This window comes from Cellulosimicrobium cellulans, assembly GCF_006539945.1.
Lineage (GTDB): Bacteria > Actinomycetota > Actinomycetes > Actinomycetales > Cellulomonadaceae > Cellulosimicrobium > Cellulosimicrobium cellulans.
Genome location: NZ_BJNZ01000039.1, coordinates 1 through 19,337, shown reverse-complemented (window position 1 = coordinate 19,337; position 19,337 = coordinate 1). Strand labels below are relative to the sequence as shown.

The 19,337-nt window shown below is 74.9% G+C and carries 15 protein-coding genes; 9 read left to right on the top strand and 6 right to left on the bottom strand.

The annotated features are described in order from the left end of the window. Positions 1 to 44: 44 nt before the first annotated feature. Positions 45 to 488 (bottom strand): YbjQ family protein, encoded by a 444-nt coding sequence (locus tag CCE02nite_RS19290; RefSeq protein WP_141391211.1) that lies wholly within the window; start codon positions 486 to 488, stop codon positions 45 to 47. 68 nt (positions 489 to 556) lie between these two features. On the opposite strand from CCE02nite_RS19290, the gene leuS reads away from it, so the two are divergent. Then, a complete protein-coding gene (leuS, locus tag CCE02nite_RS19285; RefSeq protein ID WP_371861948.1) occupies positions 557 to 3,556 on the top strand; it encodes a leucine--tRNA ligase in 3,000 nt (999 codons plus the stop codon). A gap of 223 nt (positions 3,557 to 3,779) precedes the next feature. Then, complete coding sequence (locus CCE02nite_RS19280) at positions 3,780 to 4,607, top strand: endonuclease domain-containing protein (RefSeq protein WP_141391210.1); 828 nt, start codon at positions 3,780 to 3,782, stop codon at positions 4,605 to 4,607. Positions 4,608 to 4,664: 57 nt separating this feature from the next. Here the strand turns inward: CCE02nite_RS19280 and CCE02nite_RS19275 are convergent, their stop codons facing one another. Continuing rightward, complete coding sequence (locus tag CCE02nite_RS19275; RefSeq protein WP_141391209.1) at positions 4,665 to 6,500, bottom strand: helicase HerA-like domain-containing protein; 1,836 nt, start codon at positions 6,498 to 6,500, stop codon at positions 4,665 to 4,667. Between the two features lie 84 nt (positions 6,501 to 6,584). Here CCE02nite_RS19275 and CCE02nite_RS19270 point away from each other — a divergent pair, with 84 nt between their 5' ends. The 4 genes from CCE02nite_RS19270 to holA all read left to right on the top strand — a co-directional run bounded on the left by CCE02nite_RS19270 (position 6,585) and on the right by holA (position 12,734). Beyond that, the gene (locus CCE02nite_RS19270) at positions 6,585 to 7,466 is read left to right on the top strand and encodes a DegV family protein (protein WP_141391208.1); all 882 of its coding nucleotides are present in this window, start codon (positions 6,585 to 6,587) and stop codon (positions 7,464 to 7,466) included. A 135-nt stretch (positions 7,467 to 7,601) separates the two neighbouring features. After that, complete coding sequence (locus CCE02nite_RS21125) at positions 7,602 to 8,885, top strand: ComEA family DNA-binding protein (protein WP_255318986.1); 1,284 nt, start codon at positions 7,602 to 7,604, stop codon at positions 8,883 to 8,885. Next, positions 8,882 to 11,587 carry a ComEC/Rec2 family competence protein gene (locus tag CCE02nite_RS19260; RefSeq protein WP_141391207.1) on the top strand — a complete coding sequence of 902 codons (2,706 nt, stop codon included), beginning with the start codon at positions 8,882 to 8,884 and terminating at the stop codon, positions 11,585 to 11,587. The genes CCE02nite_RS21125 and CCE02nite_RS19260 overlap by 4 nt, the downstream gene beginning before the upstream one ends. A 136-nt stretch (positions 11,588 to 11,723) precedes the next feature. Further along, complete coding sequence (gene holA, locus CCE02nite_RS19255) at positions 11,724 to 12,734, top strand: DNA polymerase III subunit delta (RefSeq protein ID WP_141391206.1); 1,011 nt, start codon at positions 11,724 to 11,726, stop codon at positions 12,732 to 12,734. 229 nt (positions 12,735 to 12,963) lie between these two features. On the opposite strand, the gene rpsT is transcribed toward holA, so the two are convergent. The 4 genes from rpsT to CCE02nite_RS19235 form a co-directional block, all read right to left on the bottom strand. Next, complete coding sequence (rpsT, locus tag CCE02nite_RS19250; protein WP_047232984.1) at positions 12,964 to 13,224, bottom strand: 30S ribosomal protein S20; 261 nt, start codon at positions 13,222 to 13,224, stop codon at positions 12,964 to 12,966. 244 nt (positions 13,225 to 13,468) lie between these two features. Then, entirely contained in the window at positions 13,469 to 14,107 is a 639-nt protein-coding gene (locus tag CCE02nite_RS19245; RefSeq protein WP_141391205.1) for a type II toxin-antitoxin system PemK/MazF family toxin, read from the bottom strand. Positions 14,108 to 14,157: 50 nt separating this feature from the next. Beyond that, the gene (locus CCE02nite_RS19240; RefSeq protein ID WP_255318985.1) at positions 14,158 to 14,406 is read right to left on the bottom strand and encodes a hypothetical protein; all 249 of its coding nucleotides are present in this window, start codon (positions 14,404 to 14,406) and stop codon (positions 14,158 to 14,160) included. 160 nt (positions 14,407 to 14,566) lie between these two features. Next, positions 14,567 to 15,145, bottom strand: a complete 579-nt coding sequence (locus CCE02nite_RS19235) for a type 1 glutamine amidotransferase domain-containing protein (protein ID WP_141391203.1) — start codon at positions 15,143 to 15,145, stop codon at positions 14,567 to 14,569. Positions 15,146 to 15,345: 200 nt separating this feature from the next. Here CCE02nite_RS19235 and lepA point away from each other — a divergent pair, with 200 nt between their 5' ends. The 3 genes from lepA to CCE02nite_RS19220 all read left to right on the top strand — a co-directional run. Further along, positions 15,346 to 17,238 (top strand): translation elongation factor 4, encoded by a 1,893-nt coding sequence (lepA, locus tag CCE02nite_RS19230; RefSeq protein ID WP_304363339.1) that lies wholly within the window; start codon positions 15,346 to 15,348, stop codon positions 17,236 to 17,238. Next, positions 17,235 to 18,596, top strand: a complete 1,362-nt coding sequence (hemW, locus tag CCE02nite_RS19225) for a radical SAM family heme chaperone HemW (RefSeq protein WP_141391202.1) — start codon at positions 17,235 to 17,237, stop codon at positions 18,594 to 18,596. The genes lepA and hemW overlap by 4 nt, the downstream gene beginning before the upstream one ends. A 143-nt stretch (positions 18,597 to 18,739) precedes the next feature. Next, the coding region (locus CCE02nite_RS19220) for an acyltransferase family protein (protein ID WP_141391201.1) at positions 18,740 to 19,337 on the top strand (598 nt) is incomplete at its 3' end.

Genomic DNA, 19,337 nt, shown 5'->3' with positions numbered 1-19,337 from the left:
GCCGCGGCCCCGCGAGGGGCCGGCGGCGCGCCCCGCGGTGGGCGTCAGTGCCAGGCGGGCTGGTCCGGGGCGGCGTCCTGCGGGTAGCCCTGCCCGCCCGGCTGCTGGGGCGCGGGGGCGCCCTGCGCCTGGTGGGCGGACTGCGCCGTCGCGCCGGGCTGGCCCGCCGGGATGGGGCTCACCACGACCGCGGTGCCGTACGCGCACACCTCCGAGAACGACGCGGCGATCTCGCCCGTGTCGAAGCGCATGCCCACGACGGCGTTCCCGCCGCGACGCTGCGCCTCCTGGACCATGCGGTGCATGACCTCCTGGCGGGACTCGTAGACGAGCTTCGTGTACTCGGTCACCTCGCCGCCGCCGATCGAGCGGAACGACGCGACGAAGTTCGCCCCGATGTTCGCGCTGCGCACGGTCATGCCCATCACCTCGCCGAGCACCGCGTCGATGCGGTAGCCGGGCACCTCGTTCGTCGTCACGATGATCACGGCGCACATCCTCGCACGGGGTGGACGGGCCGCCGTCGGGCCTCCCGTCGGCCGGTAAACTCGGCCGGGTGACCACGCCTGACACCACCTCGATCCCGCACGCCCCGGACGCCCCCGCCGCGGGCGGCCCCGCCCACCGCTACACGCCGGCGCTCGCGGAGCAGATCGAGCTCAAGTGGCAGGAGCTCTGGGAGCAGCGCGGCACGTTCTTCGCCGCGAACCCCACGGGGGAGCTCACGGACGGCGACGGCAACGGCCCCGAGGGCGCGAGCCCGTACTTCATCATGGACATGTTCCCGTACCCGTCGGGCGCGGGCCTGCACGTGGGCCACCCCCTCGGGTACATCGCGACGGACGTCGTCGGGCGCTTCCGGCGCATGCGCGGGGAGAACGTGCTGCACGCGCTCGGCTACGACGCGTTCGGCCTGCCGGCCGAGCAGTACGCCGTGCAGACGGGCCAGCACCCGCGCGTGACGACCGAGGCGAACATCGCGAACATGCGTCGGCAGCTGCGCCGCCTCGGCCTGGCGCACGACTCGCGCCGTACCTTCGCGACGATCGACCCCGACTACGTGCGCTGGACGCAGTGGATCTTCCTCCAGATCTTCGACTCCTGGTACGACGCCGACGCGCTGCGCCCCGACGGCGGTCGCGGCCGGGCGCGCCGCATCGCCGAGCTCGAGGCCGAGCACGCTTCCGGTGCGCGGCCGGTGCCGGGTGGAGTCGACGGTGTCGAGGCGGGCGCGGACTGGGCGACGCTCACGCCGGAGCAGCGCCGCGCCGTCGTCGACTCCCAGCGCCTCGCCTACGTGGACGAGTCGCCGGTGAACTGGGCGCCGGGCCTGGGCACGGTCCTCGCGAACGAGGAGGTCACGGCCGACGGCCGCTCCGAGCGCGGCAACTTCCCGGTCTTCCAGCGCAGCCTGCGCCAGTGGAAGATGCGCATCACCGCGTACGCGGACCGCCTCGCCGACGACCTGGACCTCATCGACTGGCCCGAGAAGGTCACGGCGATGCAGCGCAACTGGATCGGACGCAGCGAGGGCGCGCTCGTGCGGTTCGCCGTGCTCGGAACGCCCGACGGCGCGAACGACGCGGCGGCGGAGTCGGGGGCTGAGATCGAGGTCTTCACGACGCGCCCCGACACGCTGTTCGGGGCGACGTTCATGGTTGTCTCGCCCGAGCACCCGCTGCTCGACGAGGTCCCGGCGCACTGGCCCGACGGCACGTCGAGCGCGTGGACGGGCGGGAACCGCTCGCCGGTCGAGGCGGTCGCCGCCTACCGTCGCGAGGCCGCCGCGAAGACGGCGGTCGAGCGCCAGGCCGACGCGGGCAAGAAGACGGGCGTGTTCACCGGGCACCTCGCGGTGAACCCGGTGAACGGGCGGACGATCCCGGTCTTCACCGCCGACTACGTCCTCATGGGCTACGGCACGGGCGCGATCATGGCGGTCCCCGGCGGCGACGAGCGCGACTTCGCGTTCGCCGAGGCGTTCGGGCTGCCGGTCGTGCGCACCGTCGAGCCCGTGGGCGGGCTGCCGGAGGACTTCACGGGCCCGTACACGGGTGACGGTGTCGCCGTCGGGTCGTCGAACGACGAGGTGTCGCTCGACGGGCTCGGCGTGGCGGAGGCCAAGCGTCGCATCACCGAGTGGCTGGTCGGCAAGGGCCTCGGCGAGGGCACCACGACCTACCGCCTGCGCGACTGGCTGTTCAGCCGCCAGCGCTACTGGGGCGAGCCGTTCCCCATCGTGTGGGACGAGAACGACCAGCCCGTCGCCATCCCCGACGCGCTGCTGCCCGTCGACCTGCCCGACGTGCCCGACTACGCCCCGCGCACGTTCGACGCCGACGACGCCGACTCGTCGCCCGAGGCGCCGCTCGGCCGCAACGACGAGTGGGTCAACGTCACGCTCGACCTCGGTGACGGACCGAAGCAGTACCGCCGCGACACCAACACCATGCCCAACTGGGCGGGGTCGTGCTGGTACTACCTGCGCTACCTCGACCCGCGGTGGGACGGCGGCGCGGACGACGTCGTCGTCGACGAGGGCCTCGAGCGCTACTGGATGGGCCCGGAGCACAACCCGAGCGCGGGCCGCGCCGGGGGAGTGGACCTGTACGTCGGCGGCGTCGAGCACGCCGTCCTGCACCTGCTGTACGCGCGCTTCTGGCACAAGGTCCTCTACGACCTGGGCCACGTGACGAGCGTCGAGCCGTTCCACAAGCTCTTCAACCAGGGCTACGTCCAGGCGTACGCCTTCACCGACGCGCGCGGCCAGTACGTGCCCGCCGGCGAGGTCACGGAGGAGCCCGCGCTCGACGGCTCGGGCGAGGTCGTGTACCGCTGGAACGGCGAGGTCGTGCAGCGCGAGTACGGCAAGATGGGCAAGTCGCTCAAGAACGTCGTGACGCCTGACGAGATGTACGCCGAGTACGGCGCCGACACGTTCCGCGTCTACGAGATGTCGATGGGTCCGCTCGACCTGTCGCGCCCGTGGGAGACGCGCGCCGTCGTCGGGTCGCAGCGGTTCCTCCAGCGGCTGTGGCGCAACGTCGTCTCGGAGGAGACCGGCGAGCTGACGGTCGTCGACGAGCCCGCCGACGCCGCGACCCTGCGCGCCGTGCACCGCGCGATCGCCGACGTGCGCGTCGAGATGGAGCACATGCGCCCCAACACGGCGATCGCGAAGCTCATCACGCTCAACAACCACCTCACGTCGCTCGACCGCGTGCCGCGCGAGGCCGTCGAGCCGCTCGTGCTCATGACGGCGCCCGTCGCACCGCACATCGCGGAAGAGCTGTGGCAGCGTCTGGGCCACGACCGCTCGCTCGCGCACGAGCCCTTCCCGACGGCCGACGAGCGCTACCTCGTCGAGGACACCGTGACGTGCGTCGTCCAGGTCAAGGGCAAGGTGCGCGCTCGCCTGGAGGTGCCGCCGTCGATCTCCGACGAGGACCTCACGGCCGCCGCGCTCGCGGAGCCGAACGTCGTGCGCGCGATCGACGGCGCCGAGGTCCGCAAGGTCATCGTCCGCGCCCCGAAGCTGGTCAACATCGTCGTCTGACGCCCCGACCTGGTTGTGGGCATGAAATGGGCCTGGTTTCGACTCCGAAACCGGGCCCACTTCACGCCCACAGTTGTGGGTTTGTCCACAGATCTTGAGCCAGGGCTGGTGGGGTTGCGCCGGGACCACGAGCCTGGCGCACGTGACGAACAGACCGCCCGCCGCCGTGCCCTTTCGTGTCCGCGACCGTCAGGAGACGCCGTCGCGCCGCCGATTCCGATCCGTGAAGCTGGTCTCGCCTCACCACGGCGTACGGGCCCCAGCCGGTCGGGACGACATCGTCGAGCGGTGCCGCGCCGCGGCGCTGGTCCTCGGCCCGGACGTCGCGTTCGGGCACGTCACGGCGCTCCGTCTGCTCGGCGTCGAGGTCCCGTGGCGGCTCGCCGACGACGACCGCGTGCACGTCGTGTCCCCGGGGAGAGGTGCGCGTCCGCAGCGGGGGGACGTCGTCGCGCACCTCGCCACGGGGAACGGTCTGCGCACGACGAACGTCGACGGGCTCCTCACGACGACGGCCCCGCAGACTTGGGTCCACCTCGCCCGCGTCCTGCGCCGCGACGAGCTCGTGGTCCTCGCTGACGCGATGATGCGGCGCCAGGAGCCCGTGACGGACTTCGGCTCCCTGCGCGAGATCGCCCGGAAGACGCGCAAGGCGAAGGGGATCGTCGCGTGCCGGGAGGCGCTCGACCTCATCAGGCCGGGGACGGACTCCACGATGGAGAGCCGGACCCGGCTCCTCCTGGTCGAGGCGGGGCTTCCGTGCCCGGAGGTGAACCGCCCGGTCCACGACGACGTCGGGCGGTTCGTCGCGCTGCCGGACCTGTCCTATCCGCGGCTCCGCATCGCCATCGAGTACGACGGCGACGTCCACCGCACCGACCGGGCGACCTGGCGCCGCGACATCCGACGCAAGCAGGCCTTGGAGGCTCTCGGCTGGCGTGTGCTCGTCGTTACGGCGGACGACGTCCTGCGCTTCCCGAACGACCTCGTCGGCCGGGTGGCGGAGGCCCGCCGCCAGGCCCTGACCGCCCAGGAACGGTTGCGGGCGTGAAATGGGCCAGGTTTCGTGGTCGACATCGGGCCCATTTCACGCCCACAACGCGCGGGGTCAGCGGCGGCGGGTGCCGAAGATGGTGCGGGTGAGCTCGCGGCCGAGCTGGGTGCCGGCCGAGCGGAGGAACGAGTCGAGCGGGTTCGCCGCGCGGGAGCGCGACGAACCGGACGAGCCCGACCCGGACCGGGACCTCGCGGCGTCGCGCTCGAGCTTCGCGCGCATCTTCTCGAGCTCGGCCTGCTCCCTCTTGGCCGCGCGCTCGGCCTCCTTGGCCGCCTCCTTCACCGCCTTCTCCTGAGCCGCCGCCTCGGCCTCGGCGGCCGCAGCCGCGGCCCGCGCGGCCGCCTGCTCCTGCACGCGCACCTGGAGCAGCTCGAACGCGGACTCGGTGTCGACGGCCGTCCCGTAGCGCGCGAACCCGGGCGACGCCGCGACGATCCCGTCGAGCACGGCCGCGGGCGCCGGCTCCATCGACGACTGCGGCGCCCGGACGCGGGTCCAGGCCACCGGGGTCGGCGCGCCCTTCTCCGTGAGGACCGTGACGACGGCCTCGCCCGTGCCGAGCGACTGCAGCAGCCGTTCCAGGTCGTAGGGGGAGGTGGGGTAGGTGCGCACGGCCGCTCGCAGGGCCGCGGCGTCGTCGGGCGTGAAGGCGCGCAGCGCGTGCTGGACCCGGTTGCCGAGCTGGGCCAGCACGTCGGCGGGGACGTCCTTGGGGCTCTGCGTCACGAAGAACACGCCGACACCCTTCGACCGCACGAGCCGGACCGTCTGCACGACCTGCTGGAGGAACTCCTTCGACGCGCCCGTGAACAGCAGGTGCGCCTCGTCGAAGAAGAACACGAGCCGCGGCTTCTCGGCGTCCCCGACCTCGGGGAGCTCCTGGAACAGGTCGGCGAGCAGCCACATGAGGAACGTCGAGAACAGCGCGGGGCGGTCCTGCACCGCGGGCAGCTCGAGCGCGGAGATCACGCCGCGGCCGTCGGGGGCGGTGCGCAGCAGGTCCGACGTCGCGAACGCGGGCTCGCCGAAGAACACGTCGGCCCCCTGCGCCTGGAGCGCGACGATCTCGCGCAAGATCACGCCGGTGGTCGCGCTCGACACCCCGCCGATGCCCTTGAGCTCCGCCTTGCCCTCGTCCGACGTGAGATACGCGATGGTCGACCGGAGGTCCTTGAGGTCGAGCAGCGCGAGCCCCTGGGAGTCGGCCCAGTGGACGATGAGCCCGAGGCTCGACTCCTGTGTCTCGTTGAGCCCGAGGACCTTGGACAGCAGGAGCGGGCCGAAGTCCGTGACGGTCGTGCGGATCGGCACACCGGCCCCGAGCCCGCCGAGCGAGTAGAACTCGACGGGGAAGGTCGTCGGGCTCCAGGCCTGCCCGATCGACGCCGAGCGCTCCACGATCTTCTCGTTCGACTCGCCGGGTACGGCGAGCCCGGACAGGTCGCCCTTGACGTCCGCGAGGAACACGGGCACGCCCGCGGTCGACAACCCCTCCGCCATGCCCTGGAGCGTCTTCGTCTTGCCGGTCCCGGTCGCGCCCGCGACGAGCCCGTGCCGGTTGAGCATGCTCAGGGCGAACCCCACCTGAACGTCGGCGCGCGGCGCCGGGTCGGCGCCCGGCTCGCCCTCGAGCAGCGCGCCGAGCGCGAGCGTGCCGCCCCGGTACGCGTAGCCGGCCGCCACCTCGGCGGCGTAGCCCTCGAGCGGCCCGGCGCCCGACGGCGCAGCCTCCTCGGGAGCGGCGTCCGCCTGCGCGGCCGCCTCCGCGGCCTCCAGCGCCGCCTGCGCGGCGACGGCCTTGGCCTCGGCGGCCTCCGCGGCCGCCTGCGCGGCAGCCGCGCGCAGGGCGGCGAGCTCGGTCGGGGACTGTGCGGCGTCGTCGGCCATGCTCGGATCGTAGGGGCGGCTCCGCGCGGGCGCAGCCGGGCCGGGATGCGCGACGGCCCGCGCGCGCCGTAAGGTGGCGCGGCCATGACCGACCACCGCGTGCACGTCGTCACCGACTCGACGGCGTCCCTCCCGCCCGTCCCCGACGAGCGGCTCCGCTCCGTCCCGCTGCACGTGATCGTCGATGACGTGTCCTCCCTCGAAGGAGTGGGCCTCACCGCCGAGGACGTGGCGGCGCACCTCCAGGCCGGTCGCCGGGTCACGACCTCGCAGCCGACGCCGCGCGCCTTCGCCGAGGCGTACGCCGCGGCCGCGGCGGCGGGGGCGCGCGAGATCGTCTCCGTCCACCTCTCAGGAGAGCTGTCGGGCACGGTGCACGCGGCCGCGCTCGCGGCGGCGGACGCACCCGTCCCGGTCCGGGTCGTGGACTCCCGTACCGTCGCGATGGGGCTGGGATTCGCGGCGCAGGCCGCCGCCCGGGCCGCGGCGGCGGGGGAGGGCACGGACGTCGTTGCGCGGCGCGCGATCGAGGTCGCCGACGCGAGCCGCGCCGTGTTCCTCGTCGACTCGCTCGACCACCTCCGCCGCGGCGGTCGCCTCAGCGCGGCGTCGGCGGCACTGGGGACGGTGCTCGGCGTGCGGCCGCTGCTGGCTGTCCGGGACGGGAAGATCGAGGTCGTGCAGAAGGTCCGGACCAAGGCCGCGGCGGTCGAGCGCCTGACGACGGTCGCGGTCGAGTCCGCCGCGCGCCGCACGCGGCCGGCGCTCGCGGTCCACCACGTCGGTGACGACGCCGGCGCGCACCGGCTCGCGTCCGAGCTGACGGCTCGTACGGGCCTGGACGTCGTGGTGACCCCGGTGAGCGCCGTGCTGGGGGCGCACGTCGGACCGGGAGTGCTCGCGGTCGTCGTCGCGGAGCTCGCGGACCGCGGCTCGGGCGTCGAGGGTCGCTCGACCGCGTACTGAGCCCCGTCGCCCTCGTCCGCCACGCGAGCGTCCCCCTCGTCCTGGCCGTGCACAGGACCGCTCACGGACGGTCCCGTCCACAGGTGGGTCCGGCGCCCGGACCCCGCCCTGCCCGAGCTCCGTACGGTGCGCGACGTGAGCACCCCACGACCCGAGCCGCGTCAGCACGCCCGTCCGGCCCGTGACCCCGTCCGGGAGGGAGAGGTCGTCCGGCAGCGTCTGCGCGCCGTGACCGGGACAGGGCGACCAGCGCTGGCCTGGCACCCGGCGACGGCGACCCTTCCGCAGGTCGGACCGCCGGGCGACCTCGACGCCGCGCCCGACGTCGGTCCGTGGCGGAGCGGCCTGGGGACGCCGGTGCTCGGCCCCGGGGACGACGGCGCGGCACCCACGCCCGGCGGAGAGGCGTCCGAACGCCGGGGAGGGCCGCCCGTGCCCGAGGAGAGCGATCGCCGCGGAAGCGGTCGTGCGCGCGGGTCGGACGACACGGCCACGGGGTGGCTCCCGCCGCGCCCCGACGTGGACGAGAGCAGGCGCGCGGACGTCACGGGAGCAGCCGGGACGGACGACGCCGAGCGCGCCGGTCCCGCGAGTCCGGGCGACGCGGAGGTCGACCGCCTGCGGTCCCGCGCGGGCCGGACCGCGGCGACGGCGTACACCGCGACGTACGGGCACCCCACGTCGCACGCGGGGTTCGCCGGGCTCGGCGAGGAGGGGCGCCGCCGGTGGGCGCTGCGGCCCCGGACGGCGGTGGTCGCCCTGGTGGTCGTGCTCCTCCTCGCGGCCGGGGTCGTGCTGCTGCGGTCCCCGGCCGGAGGGGTGACTCCGGTCGCGCCGCTCGACGCGACGCCGATCGGCGGCCCGGCGACGGATCCGGAGGCGGAGTCCGTCGCCCCGGCGGGCGCCGGCGCGACGACCGACGGCGGGACCGCGGAGCCTGCAGCGACGGGAGGCGGGGAGGGCGCCGACACCGAGGGTGCGCCGTCGGGCGGCGTGGTCGTGCATGTCGTGGGTCAGGTCGCGGCGCCGGGACTCGTGACCGTCGCTGCCGACGCACGCGTCGCGGACGCGCTCGAGGCGGCCGGCGGGGCGACCGCCGAGGCCGACCTCGCCGCCCTGAACCTCGCCCGGACGGTGACGGACGGCGAGCAGATCGTCGTCCCACGACCCGGTGAGGCGGTGCCCCCGTCGGGGTCGGCGCCCCCTGCGGCCGGGACCACCGCGGGCGGAGCGGTGGACCTCAACGCGGCCGACGCGGCGGCGCTCGACGCCCTGCCCGGGATCGGGCCCGTGCTCGCCGAGCGCATCGTCGCGTGGCGGGAGGAGAACGGTCCGTTCACGGCGGTCGACGAGCTCGGCGAGGTGAGCGGGATCGGGCCCGCCGTCCTCGCGGACGTCCGCGACCTCGTCCGCGTGTGACCGACCTCCGTCTCGTCCCGGCGGCGCTCGCGGCCTGGGGGACGGCGTTCCTCGCGGTCGGCGCTGCGCCGACCGCGGTCCTGCGCGGTGCATCGCTCACCGTCGTTCTGCTGAGCATCGTGCTCGGCGGAGCGCTGCTCGGCGCGCGACGAGCCCGCCGCGGGACGCCAGCAGGCCCGGGGCCCTCCATCTCCCCGGCCGCCGCGCGCGTGCCGTCGGGGCCAGGGGTCCGACGACGTCCGTCCGGTCCGGGGGGCCGGCCCGTCCGGTCGGGACCGACCGCGCGCGTGCTGGGACAGGTCGCCCTCGTGGTCGCGTGCGTGGCGGCGGTGCTCCTGTCCACGGGTGCGCAGCTCGCCGACCGGCAGGCGCTCGCCGACCTGGCCGGCCGGGGCGCGACGGCGACGGTGACCGCGACCGTGCGCTCCGCCGTCGTGCCGCGCTCGAACCCGTGGTCGGGCGCCACCGACCACCACGAGGTACGCGTCTCCCTGCACGACCTCACGGCGCGCGGCGTGAAGACCGCCGCGGCGGGCACCGTCGTCGTCACCGGGACCGGCGACGGGTGGGAGGACCTCCCCTACGGGGCGTCCGTCGCGGCGTCGGGCCGGCTCGCCGTCCAGGGCGACCGGACGATGCTCCGGACGCAGAGCCCGCCGCGGGTCGTCGAGCCACCGGGTCCGTTCCTGCGCGGCGTGCACGCGATGCGCCGCGGGCTCCTCGACGCGACCGAGGGCCTGAGCCCGCAGGCGCGCGGGCTCGTCCCAGGTGTGGCGGTCGGCGACACCTCACGGCTCGACCCCGTGCTCGACGACGCGATGCGGACGACGTCGCTCACGCACGTCACCGCCGTGTCCGGTGGGCACTTCGCGATCGTCGTGGCCTGCGTGGCCGGGCTGTGCGTCCTCGCCCGCGCGCCCCGCTGGGCGCGCGTGGTGATCACCGGTGCGGCCATGGCGGGCTTCGTCGTGCTCGTCCACCCGGAGCCCAGCGTGCTGCGGGCGGCCGCGATGGGCGCCGTCGGGGTGGTCGGCATCGCGCTCGGCAGGCCGTCGCGCGCCGTGGCCGCCCTCGCGGCGGGCGTCGTCGTGCTGCTCGTCCTCGACCCCGGGCTCGCCCGCTCGTACGGCTTCGTGCTCTCGGTCGCGGCGACGGCCGGGCTCGCGCTCCTCACGACGCCCTTGGCCGGTCGGCTGGCACCGTGGTGCGGGCGGACCGTCGCGCACGTGGTCGCGGTGCCCGTCGCAGCCCAGGCCGCGTGCGCCCCGGTGCTCGTCCTGCTCGACCCGAGCGTGAGCACCTGGTCCGTCCCCGCCAACCTTCTCGCGGCCCCGGCGCTCGGCCCCGCGACCGTCCTGGGCGTCCTCGCCACCCTCGTCGCGCCCCGGTGGCCCGCTGCGGCGACGGCGCTCGGGTGGACCGCCGGGATCTTCACCGGGTGGATCGCCGGCGTCGCAGAGGCGTTCGCGGGTCTCCCCGGCGCGCGGCTGCCCTGGCCGGGAGGCGTCGGCGGGCTGGTCCTGCTCGCGCTCGGGACCGTGGTGCTCCTCGCCGTCGTGCTCCGCTCGCGCGTGCTGCGCGAGGCCGGGGAGCGGCGTGCCGTCCGGCGAGCGTCGTCGCCGCCCCTGCGCGACCGCGTCGCCCGGGCGGTCCGGGTCACCCGGCGCCGGTGGTCCCGCGGCGGCCGAGGCGAGAGCCGGCCCGGTACGACGCCGTGGCGGCCGCGCCGGTCCCCGGGGCAGGTCGTGACTGGTGCGCTCGTCGTCGTGGGCCTGGTGGTGCTCGTCGTCGCGCTCGTGCGCCCGCTCGTCGTGACGTCCGGTCCGGTGCCGCAGGACTGGGCCGTGGTCGCGTGCGACGTCGGGCAGGGCGACGCCCTCGTGCTGCGCTCCGGACCCCGGTCGGCGGTGGTCGTGGACGTGGGGCCGGCGGGAGCCGCGGCGGGCGACTGCCTCGACCGCCTCGGCGTCGACCGGGTCGACCTCCTCGTCCTCAGCCACTTCCACGCCGACCACGTGGGCGGTCTCGACGCCGTGCTGCGCGGCCGGACGGTCGCGCGCGCCCTCGTCACGGCGACGGCCGATCCTCCGGAGCAGGCCGAACGGACGCTCGCCGCACTCACGGACGCGGGCGTCCCGGTCCAGGTCGCGCAGCCGGGCGCCACCGGCAGCGCAGGAGGCGCGGACGACGCGGACGGCCGCCAGGGCGTCGGCGCGTCCGGAGACCCCGGCACCGGCGGCGTGCGGTGGGAGGTGCTCCAGGCCGGGTTGGGCGGCGGGCCGACGAGCGCCGCGCGACCGAGCACGGCACGTACCGGCGCCACGGAGTCCGACGGCGGTGCGAACGACGCGAGCGTGGCGCTCCTCCTGCACGTGGCGGGGATGGACGTGGTCGCGCTCGGCGACCTGGAGGACGCCGGCCAGGCGGCGCTCGCCCGGAACCTCGCGCAACGCGGCTCCGGCCCGGTCGACGTCGTCAAGGTCGCGCACCACGGCTCGGCGACGCAGTCCGACCGCCTCGCCCGGCTGCTCGCCCCGACGGTCGCGCTCGTCAGCTCGGGGGAGAACACCTACGGGCACCCGACCGACCGGGCCCTCGACCTCTACCGGGGCGTCGGCGCGACGGTGCTGCGGACGGACACGTGCGGGACGTTCGCGCTCGTCGTGCGCGACGGCCTCCTCGCCGCCGCGGGCTGCGGCTGACGAGGCCGGCGCGTCCCGGCCACGGGACGCATGCCGCCCGTACCGTGGCGGACGGAGCCCGGGAAGCCAGGGAGGCCAGAGAGCCAGGACGCGCCGGGGTTCTCGCGCGGTGGGTGGCTCGTGGGAGGCTGGTGCCATGCCCGCGCCGACCCGTACCGCCCGCCCGTCTGCCGGCCCGTCGCTCGCGTGGGACGACGTCCGGATCGCGCCGGTCGTGCTGGTGCAGGGGCCCGAGTCCCTCCTGGCCGAGCGGGCCGTGGACGCGATCGTCGGGCTCGCGCGCGAGCGGGACCCGGAGGTCGAGAAGGTCACGATGGAGGGGGCCACGTACCAGGCGGGCATGCTCACGGTCGCCGCGAGCCCGTCGCTGTTCGGCGAGGCCAAGGTCGTGGTCATCGAGGGGGCGGAGGCGGCGACCGACGCGCTCGTCGCCGACGTCGTGGACTACGTCCCGACGGCCGACCCGCAGACGACCGTCGTCGTCGTGCACGGGGGCGGCGTACGCGGCAAGCGCATGCTCGACGCGATCAAGGCGAGCGGCGCGCCGGTCGTCGCGGTCGAGGCGATCAAGAAGGACTCCGACAAGACCGCGTTCGTCACCGCCGAGTTCCGTCGTGCGCGCCGCCGCATCGACGCGTCGGGGGTGCGTGCGCTCGTCGAGGCGGTCGGCAACGACCTCCGCGAGCTCGCCGCCGCGTGCAGCCAGCTCGTCACCGACACGGACGGCACCGTGAGCGAGGCCGTCGTGGACCGCTACTACGGCGGCCGGGTCGAGGCGACGGGCTTCCGCGTCGCCGACGCGGCCGTCGCCGGGAACGCGGGGGAGGCCGTCGCGCTCCTGCGCCACGCGCTCGCGACCGGTGCGGACCCGGTGCCGCTCGTCGCGGCGCTCGCGATGAAGCTCCGCGCGCTCGCGAAGGTCGGCGCGATGCGCGGCCGCGGCGGCGTCGCCGCCAAGGACCTCGGACTCGCCCCCTGGCAGGTCGACCGCGCACGCCGCGAGCTCGCGGGGTGGACACCGGAGGGGCTCGCGACGGCGATCAGCGCCGTCGCGCAGGCCGACGCCGAGGTCAAGGGCGCCGGGCGGGACCCGGTGTTCGCCGTCGAGCGCGCCGTCCTCACGATCGCCCGCGCCCACGGTCGCTGAGAGGCCCAGGGCCGTCAGCGCCGGTCCCGGTGCCGCCTCATCGGTCCAGTGCTTCCTCGGTACGGCACGGCTCTCTCGACAGCCCGGAGCTCTCCCTCAGCGGAGCCGGGCTCTCGCACGCGCACGCACGGAGGGGCGCCGACCCGTGCGGGTCGGCGCCCCTCCGTGGGAAGCCTGTGCGGTCGTCGTGACGTTCAGCGTGTCACGCCGACGCGGGCGAGCCGTGCGCTCAGAGAGCGTTGACGGCCTTCGCGATGGCCGACTTGCGGTTCGCGGCCTGGTTCGCGTGGATGACGCCCTTCGAGACGGCCTTGTCGAGCTTGCGCGACGCAGCCTGGAGCGCGGTGCTCGCCGCGTCCTTGTCGCCCGCGGCGACGGCCTCGCGCACGCGGCGCACGTACGTCTTGAGCTCGGACTTGACCGCCTTGTTGCGCAGGCGAGCCTTCTCGTTCGTACGGATGCGCTTGATCTGGGACTTGATGTTTGCCACGTGTGGACTCTCTGGTTCTGTTCGCCGGAGCGAGCGGATAGGTCGTAGAGGGCGGCTCCAGCTCCGGGACTGGGGTGGGGAACCCGTGGAGAGGTGCTGGGGCTGTGCCCGCCGACCTGGGCGGACACGCGACCACCAAGACTACCAGCGGTCGTGGCTCGAACTCCAATCCGCCGGAGTTCCCGCCGGGCGACGGCGAGAGGTCGCCGTGTCGCGTCCCTTGTCGCGCTCCCGGACCGCGGGGTCAGCGGTGCTGCGAGATGCCCGCCACCACGCGGTCGAAGACGTCGCGCCCCACGACGGCGCCCTCGCGCCGCACCGCGCCCGGCTCGACGCGGATCACGCGGTCGAGCCGGACCTCGCTGTCGCGGCCCTGGGCGTCCCACGGGCCCGACCCGATGTCGAGCCAGTAGCGACCCCACCGGGCCTCGTCGCGCGCGTCGCGCGAGTGGTCCTTGCTCGTGAGCATGACGCCCAGCAGCCAGTCGCCGTCCGACCCGACGAGCAGCACGGGCCGGTCCTTGCCCTGCGAGAAGTCCTCCTCGAAGGGCACCCAGGTCCAGACGATCTCCCCGGGGTCCGGGTCGCCGTCGAGCCGCGGCGCGTACTGCGCGCGCACGCGACCCTCGTAGTCGCCGGGGTACGCGCCGGTCCGGTCGCCGCCACCCGCGGGGCGTGCCGGAGCGTCGGGCCGGGTCGGGTTCGTCGGGCGCGGGCCCGGGCGGGGGGACGGCGTCCGGTCCGACGGCTTCCGCTCCCTCCCGGGTGCGCGCGTCGCCGCGGTGCCCGTGCCGCCCGGCGAGCCCTGCGACGAGCGCGTGAGCCCGGAGACGACGGCGCGTGCCGCGTCGGTGAGTAGTCCCAGCCATCGGTTGCGTGCCACGCGCGCACCCTACCGGGCGTGCCTCGCCGTGGTCAGGGCGGTCGGAGCGGTCAGGGTGTGATGTGCCCGGCGAGCGCGGCGGCCAGCGCGTCGGCGTCGCCGTCCAGCACCACGCCGGCAGCGGCAGGTGCGAGCCGTCCCCACAGCAGGAGCGCGAGCTCGCGCGCGGGTGCGGACGCCGTCGCTGCCGGCTCGCCGTCGCCGAGGACCCACGACCGTCCGGCGTCGGTGGCCCGGAGCGCGACGGGCAGGGCGAGCACGAGCGTCTCGTGCGCCTGCCGGCGGTGCCAGAAGCGCACCGTCGACGCGGGGCGGTCCGGTGCGAGGAGCGTCCAGACCGGGGCGCCCGGGTCGGCGTGGCGGATCTCGGCGAGGAACGCGTCCTGGAGGCGGGAGAGCAGCGCGAGGTGGTCGAGGGCGTCGTCCGTGGCGGGAGCATGCCCGCGCGGGACCGCCGCGTCAGCCGGCGAGGACGGCGTCCACCTCGCGCAGGAAGTCGTCGAGGTCGCCGGGATCGCGGGACGTGACGAGCGTGTACCCGGCGTCGTCCCGCACGACGGAACGGTCGACCCAGGCCCCGCCCGCGTTGAGCACGTCGGTCTCGAGCGACGGGTAGCTCGTGAGCGTCTTGCCCTCGACCGCCGCCGCCTCGACGAGCGCCCAGGGACCGTGGCAGATCGCCGCGACGGGCTTGCCCGCGGTGGTGAACGCGCGGACGAGGCTCACGGCGTCGTCCTGGAGGCGCAGCGCGTCCGCGTTGATCGTGCCGCCGGGCACGAGCAGCAGGTCGTACTCGGCGGGGTCGGCGTCGGCGTGCGTGAGGTTCGCGGTCACGGTGCGGCCGGGGTCCTTGTCGCCCACGAGGGTCTGCACGTCGTCGGCGGACGTGGCCGCGACGTCGACCTCCACCCCCTCGCCGCGCAGGTGCTCGAGCGGGACCACGAGCTCGTCCTGCTCGACGCCGTAGTTCGTCACGATCGCCAGCACGCGACGGCCGCCGGGGCGGCCGGAGGTCCGGTGCGCGGTGTCCTGGGCCATGAGCGCTCCTCTCGTCGCCGGGCGGCCGGTGCCGCCGGGACCTCCACGCTAGGTCGCCGCGCGGCGCTCCGCAGGGCGGGCGGGTGCGCGACGCCGGACGTGGGACAATGGCCGTTCCCGCCCGCCCGAGAGCGACCGTCGGCGCGCCGCCCCCGAGCGCGCGGCCCGACCCGCACGCCACTCCCAGGAGCGCACCCGCGTTGTCCCCGATCCCCAGCGCCCAGCTGAGCACCCGCATCCAGCCCGCGGCCACGCCGCCCGAGCTGATCCGGAACTTCTGCATCATCGCGCACATCGACCACGGCAAGTCGACCCTGGCCGACCGCATGCTGCAGCTCACCGGTGTCGTCGAGCCGCGCGCCATGCGCGCGCAGTACCTCGACCGCATGGACATCGAGCGCGAGCGCGGCATCACGATCAAGTCGCAGGCCGTCCGCATGCCGTGGGCGGTCGTCGAGGACGGGGTCGAGACCCCGCACGCGCTGAACATGATCGACACGCCTGGGCACGTCGACTTCACGTACGAGGTCTCGCGCTCGCTCGCCGCGTGCGAGGGTGCGGTGCTCCTCGTCGACGCCGCGCAGGGGATCGAGGCGCAGACCCTCGCGAACCTCTACCTCGCGATGGAGAACGAGCTCGAGATCATCCCGGTGCTCAACAAGATCGACCTCCCGGCGGCGCAGCCCGAGAAGTACGCGGAGGAGCTCGCGAACCTCGTGGGCGGCGACCCGGACGACGTGCTCAAGGTCTCGGGCAAGACGGGCGCGGGTGTCGAGGTGCTGCTCGACCGCATCGTCGAGCGCGTGCCCGCCCCCGTCGGGAACGCGGACGCCCCCGCGCGCGCGATGATCTTCGACTCGGTCTACGACACCTACCGCGGCGTCGTGACGTACGTGCGCGTCGTCGACGGCAACCTCAACCCGCGCGAGCGCATCGTCATGATGTCGACGCGCGCGACGCACGAGCTGCTCGAGATCGGCGTGATCTCTCCCGAGCCGATCGTCACGAAGGGCCTGGGCGTCGGCGAGGTCGGCTACCTCATCACGGGCGTGAAGGAGGTGCGCCAGTCGAAGGTCGGCGACACGGTGACGAACTCCGCGAAGCCCGCGGCGGAGGCGCTCGGCGGCTACTCCGACCCCAAGCCCATGGTGTTCTCGGGCCTCTACCCGATCGACGGCACCGACTACCCGGTGCTGCGCGACGCGCTGGACAAGCTCAAGCTCAACGACGCCGCGCTCAACTACGAGCCGGAGACCTCGGTGGCGCTCGGCTTCGGCTTCCGCGTCGGGTTCCTCGGCCTGCTGCACCTGGAGATCGTGCGCGAGCGGCTCGAGCGCGAGTTCGACCTCGACCTCATCTCGACCGCGCCGAACGTCGTCTACGACGTGACTCTCGAGGACGGCACGCTCGTCAAGGTGACGAACCCGTCGGAGTTCCCGGGCGGCAAGATCAAGCAGGTCAGCGAGCCGGTCGTGCGCGCGACCATCCTCGCGCCGAGCGAGTTCGTGGGCACCGTCATGGGTCTGTGCAACGACCGCCGCGGCCAGATGCTCGGCATGGACTACCTGTCCGAGGACCGCGTGGAGCTGCGCTTCACGCTGCCGCTCGCCGAGATCGTGTTCGACTTCTTCGACCAGCTCAAGTCCCGCACGCGCGGCTACGCGTCGCTCGACTACGAGCCCTCGGGCGACCAGGTGGCCGACCTCGTCAAGGTCGACATCCTGCTCCAGGGCGAGCAGGTGGACGCGTTCAGCGCGATCGTGCACAAGGACAAGGCGTACGACTACGGCGTGATGATGACGGCGAAGCTCAAGGAGATCATCCCGCGCCAGCAGTTCGAGGTGCCGATCCAGGCGGCCGTCGGCGCGCGCGTCATCGCGCGCGAGACCGTGCGCGCGATGCGCAAGGACGTCCTCGCCAAGTGCTACGGCGGCGACATCAGCCGCAAGCGCAAGCTGCTCGAGAAGCAGAAGGAGGGCAAGAAGCGCATGAAGAACATCGGGTCCGTCGAGGTTCCGAAGGACGCCTTCATCGCCGCGCTCTCCTCCGACGCCGCGGGCGGCAAGGACGCCAAGGACAAGTCCAAGAAGTGAGCCCCGCCCTGCCCGACGGCGAGCCGGTCCCGCCCGACGGCTCGCTGCCCGCGTGGGTCGCGGCGGGCGGGGCGGCTGCGGACGGCGGGGGCGCGTCGGGCCCGACGGCGCCGCGCGGGTTCGGCGTCTACCTGCACGTCCCGTTCTGCTCGGTCCGGTGCGGGTACTGCGACTTCAACACCTACACGGCCTCCGAGCTGGGCGGGGGCGCGAGCCAGGCGTCGTACGCGAGCACGGCGCTGCGCGAGATCGACCTCGCGGCGCGCGTCCTGCGCGACGCCGGTCTGCCCGAGCGACCGGTGTCGACCGTGTTCGTCGGCGGCGGGACGCCCACGCTGCTGCCCGCCGGCGACCTCGCCCGCCTGCTCCACGGCGTCCGCAGCGCGTGGGGCCTGGCACCGGGCGCCGAGGTGACGACCGAGGCCAACCCCGACTCGGTGACGCCCCAGTCCCTCGCGGAGCTCGCGGAGGCCGGGTTCACGCGCGTCTCGTTCGGCATGCAGTCAGCCGTCCCGCACGTGCTCGCGACCCTCGAGCGCACGCACGACCCGCGGCGCATCCCCGGCGTGGTGCGCTGGGCGCGCGACGCGGGCCTGAAGGTCTCGCTCGACCTCATCTACGGCACGCCGGGGGAGAGCCTCGACGACTGGCGGGCGAGCCTGGAGGCCGCCCTCGCGACCGGCGTCGACCACGTGTCCGCGTACGCGCTCGTCGTGGAGGCGGGAACCAAGATGGCCGCGCAGGTGCGGCGCGGCGAGGTCGCGCTGCCGAGCGAGGACGACCAGGCGACGAAGTACGAGCTCGCCGACGAGCTCCTCACCGCCGCCGGGCTCACCTGGTACGAGGTGAGCAACTGGGCCCGGACCGACGCCGACCGCTGCCGCCACAACCTCGCGTACTGGCGCGGCGACGACTGGTGGGGGATCGGCCCGGGCGCGCACTCGTACGTCGCCGCGCCGTCGGCCGTCGCGGACGCGACGTCCGGTCCGGCGGCGGACCCCACGGCCGTGACCGACGACACGGGCGCGTCGGTCCGGGACGCGAGGGTCGGCGTGCGATGGTGGAACGTGAAGCACCCGCGCCGCTACGCGGCGCTGCTCGAGGCGGGCACGAGCCCCGCCGCAGGACGCGAGCTCCTCACGCGGGACGAGGGCCGGCTCGAGCAGGCCATGCTCGGCGTGCGGCTGCACGAGGGCCTCGACCTCGCGGTCCTGTCCCCGGCCGGACGGCGCGCCGTCGCCGGGCTCGTCGCGAACGGGCTCCTCGACGGCCGTGCGGCGATCGCGGGACGTGCGGTGCTCACCCTGCGCGGACGGTTGCTGGCAGACACGGTGGTACGGGAGATCACGGACGAGTGACGACGACCCACGAGGCATCTCGACCCGGGACGACCCCTGCGGGGGTCGGCCGCCCGACGCTCGAGACGCCTCGTGTCGTCGGGCACGTGCGCGCTCCCGGCGCGGGTCGCAGGCCGGGACGCCCGACCGTGCGCTACCGCCGGATGCCGGGGCTCGACGGGCTGCGGGCGCTGGCCGTCGTGGTCGTCGTCGCGTTCCACCTGGCCCCGGCCACGTTCCCCGGCGGGTACGTCGGGGTCGACGCCTTCTTCGTGCTCTCGGGCTTCCTCATCACGACGCTGCTCGTGCGCGAGCACCGCGACCGGCACCACGTGGGGCTGCGCGCCTTCTGGGCGCGGCGTGCCCGCCGCCTGCTCCCCGCGCTCGGGCTGGTCGTGACGGTGTGCACGGCGGTCGCGGCGGTCGTCGGCGGCGACGTCCTCGTCGGCATCGGGCCCCAGCTCCTCGGCGCCGCGACCTTCACGAGCAACTGGGTCGACGTCGCGAGCGGCGCCACCTACTCGGGAGCCCTGCTCCCGCACCTCTTCGGCAACCTCTGGTCGCTCGCGGTCGAGGAGCAGTTCTACCTCCTGTGGCCGCTCGCCGTCGTGCTCCTGTGCGTCGTGCGGCCCCTGCGCCGTCGGGCGCCGTGGATCGTCGCCGGTCTGGGGCTGGCGTCCGCGACCCTCATGGCGCTGCTCTACGCGCCCGGCACCGACCCCACGCGCGTCTACGTCGGCACCGACACCCACCTCTTCGCGC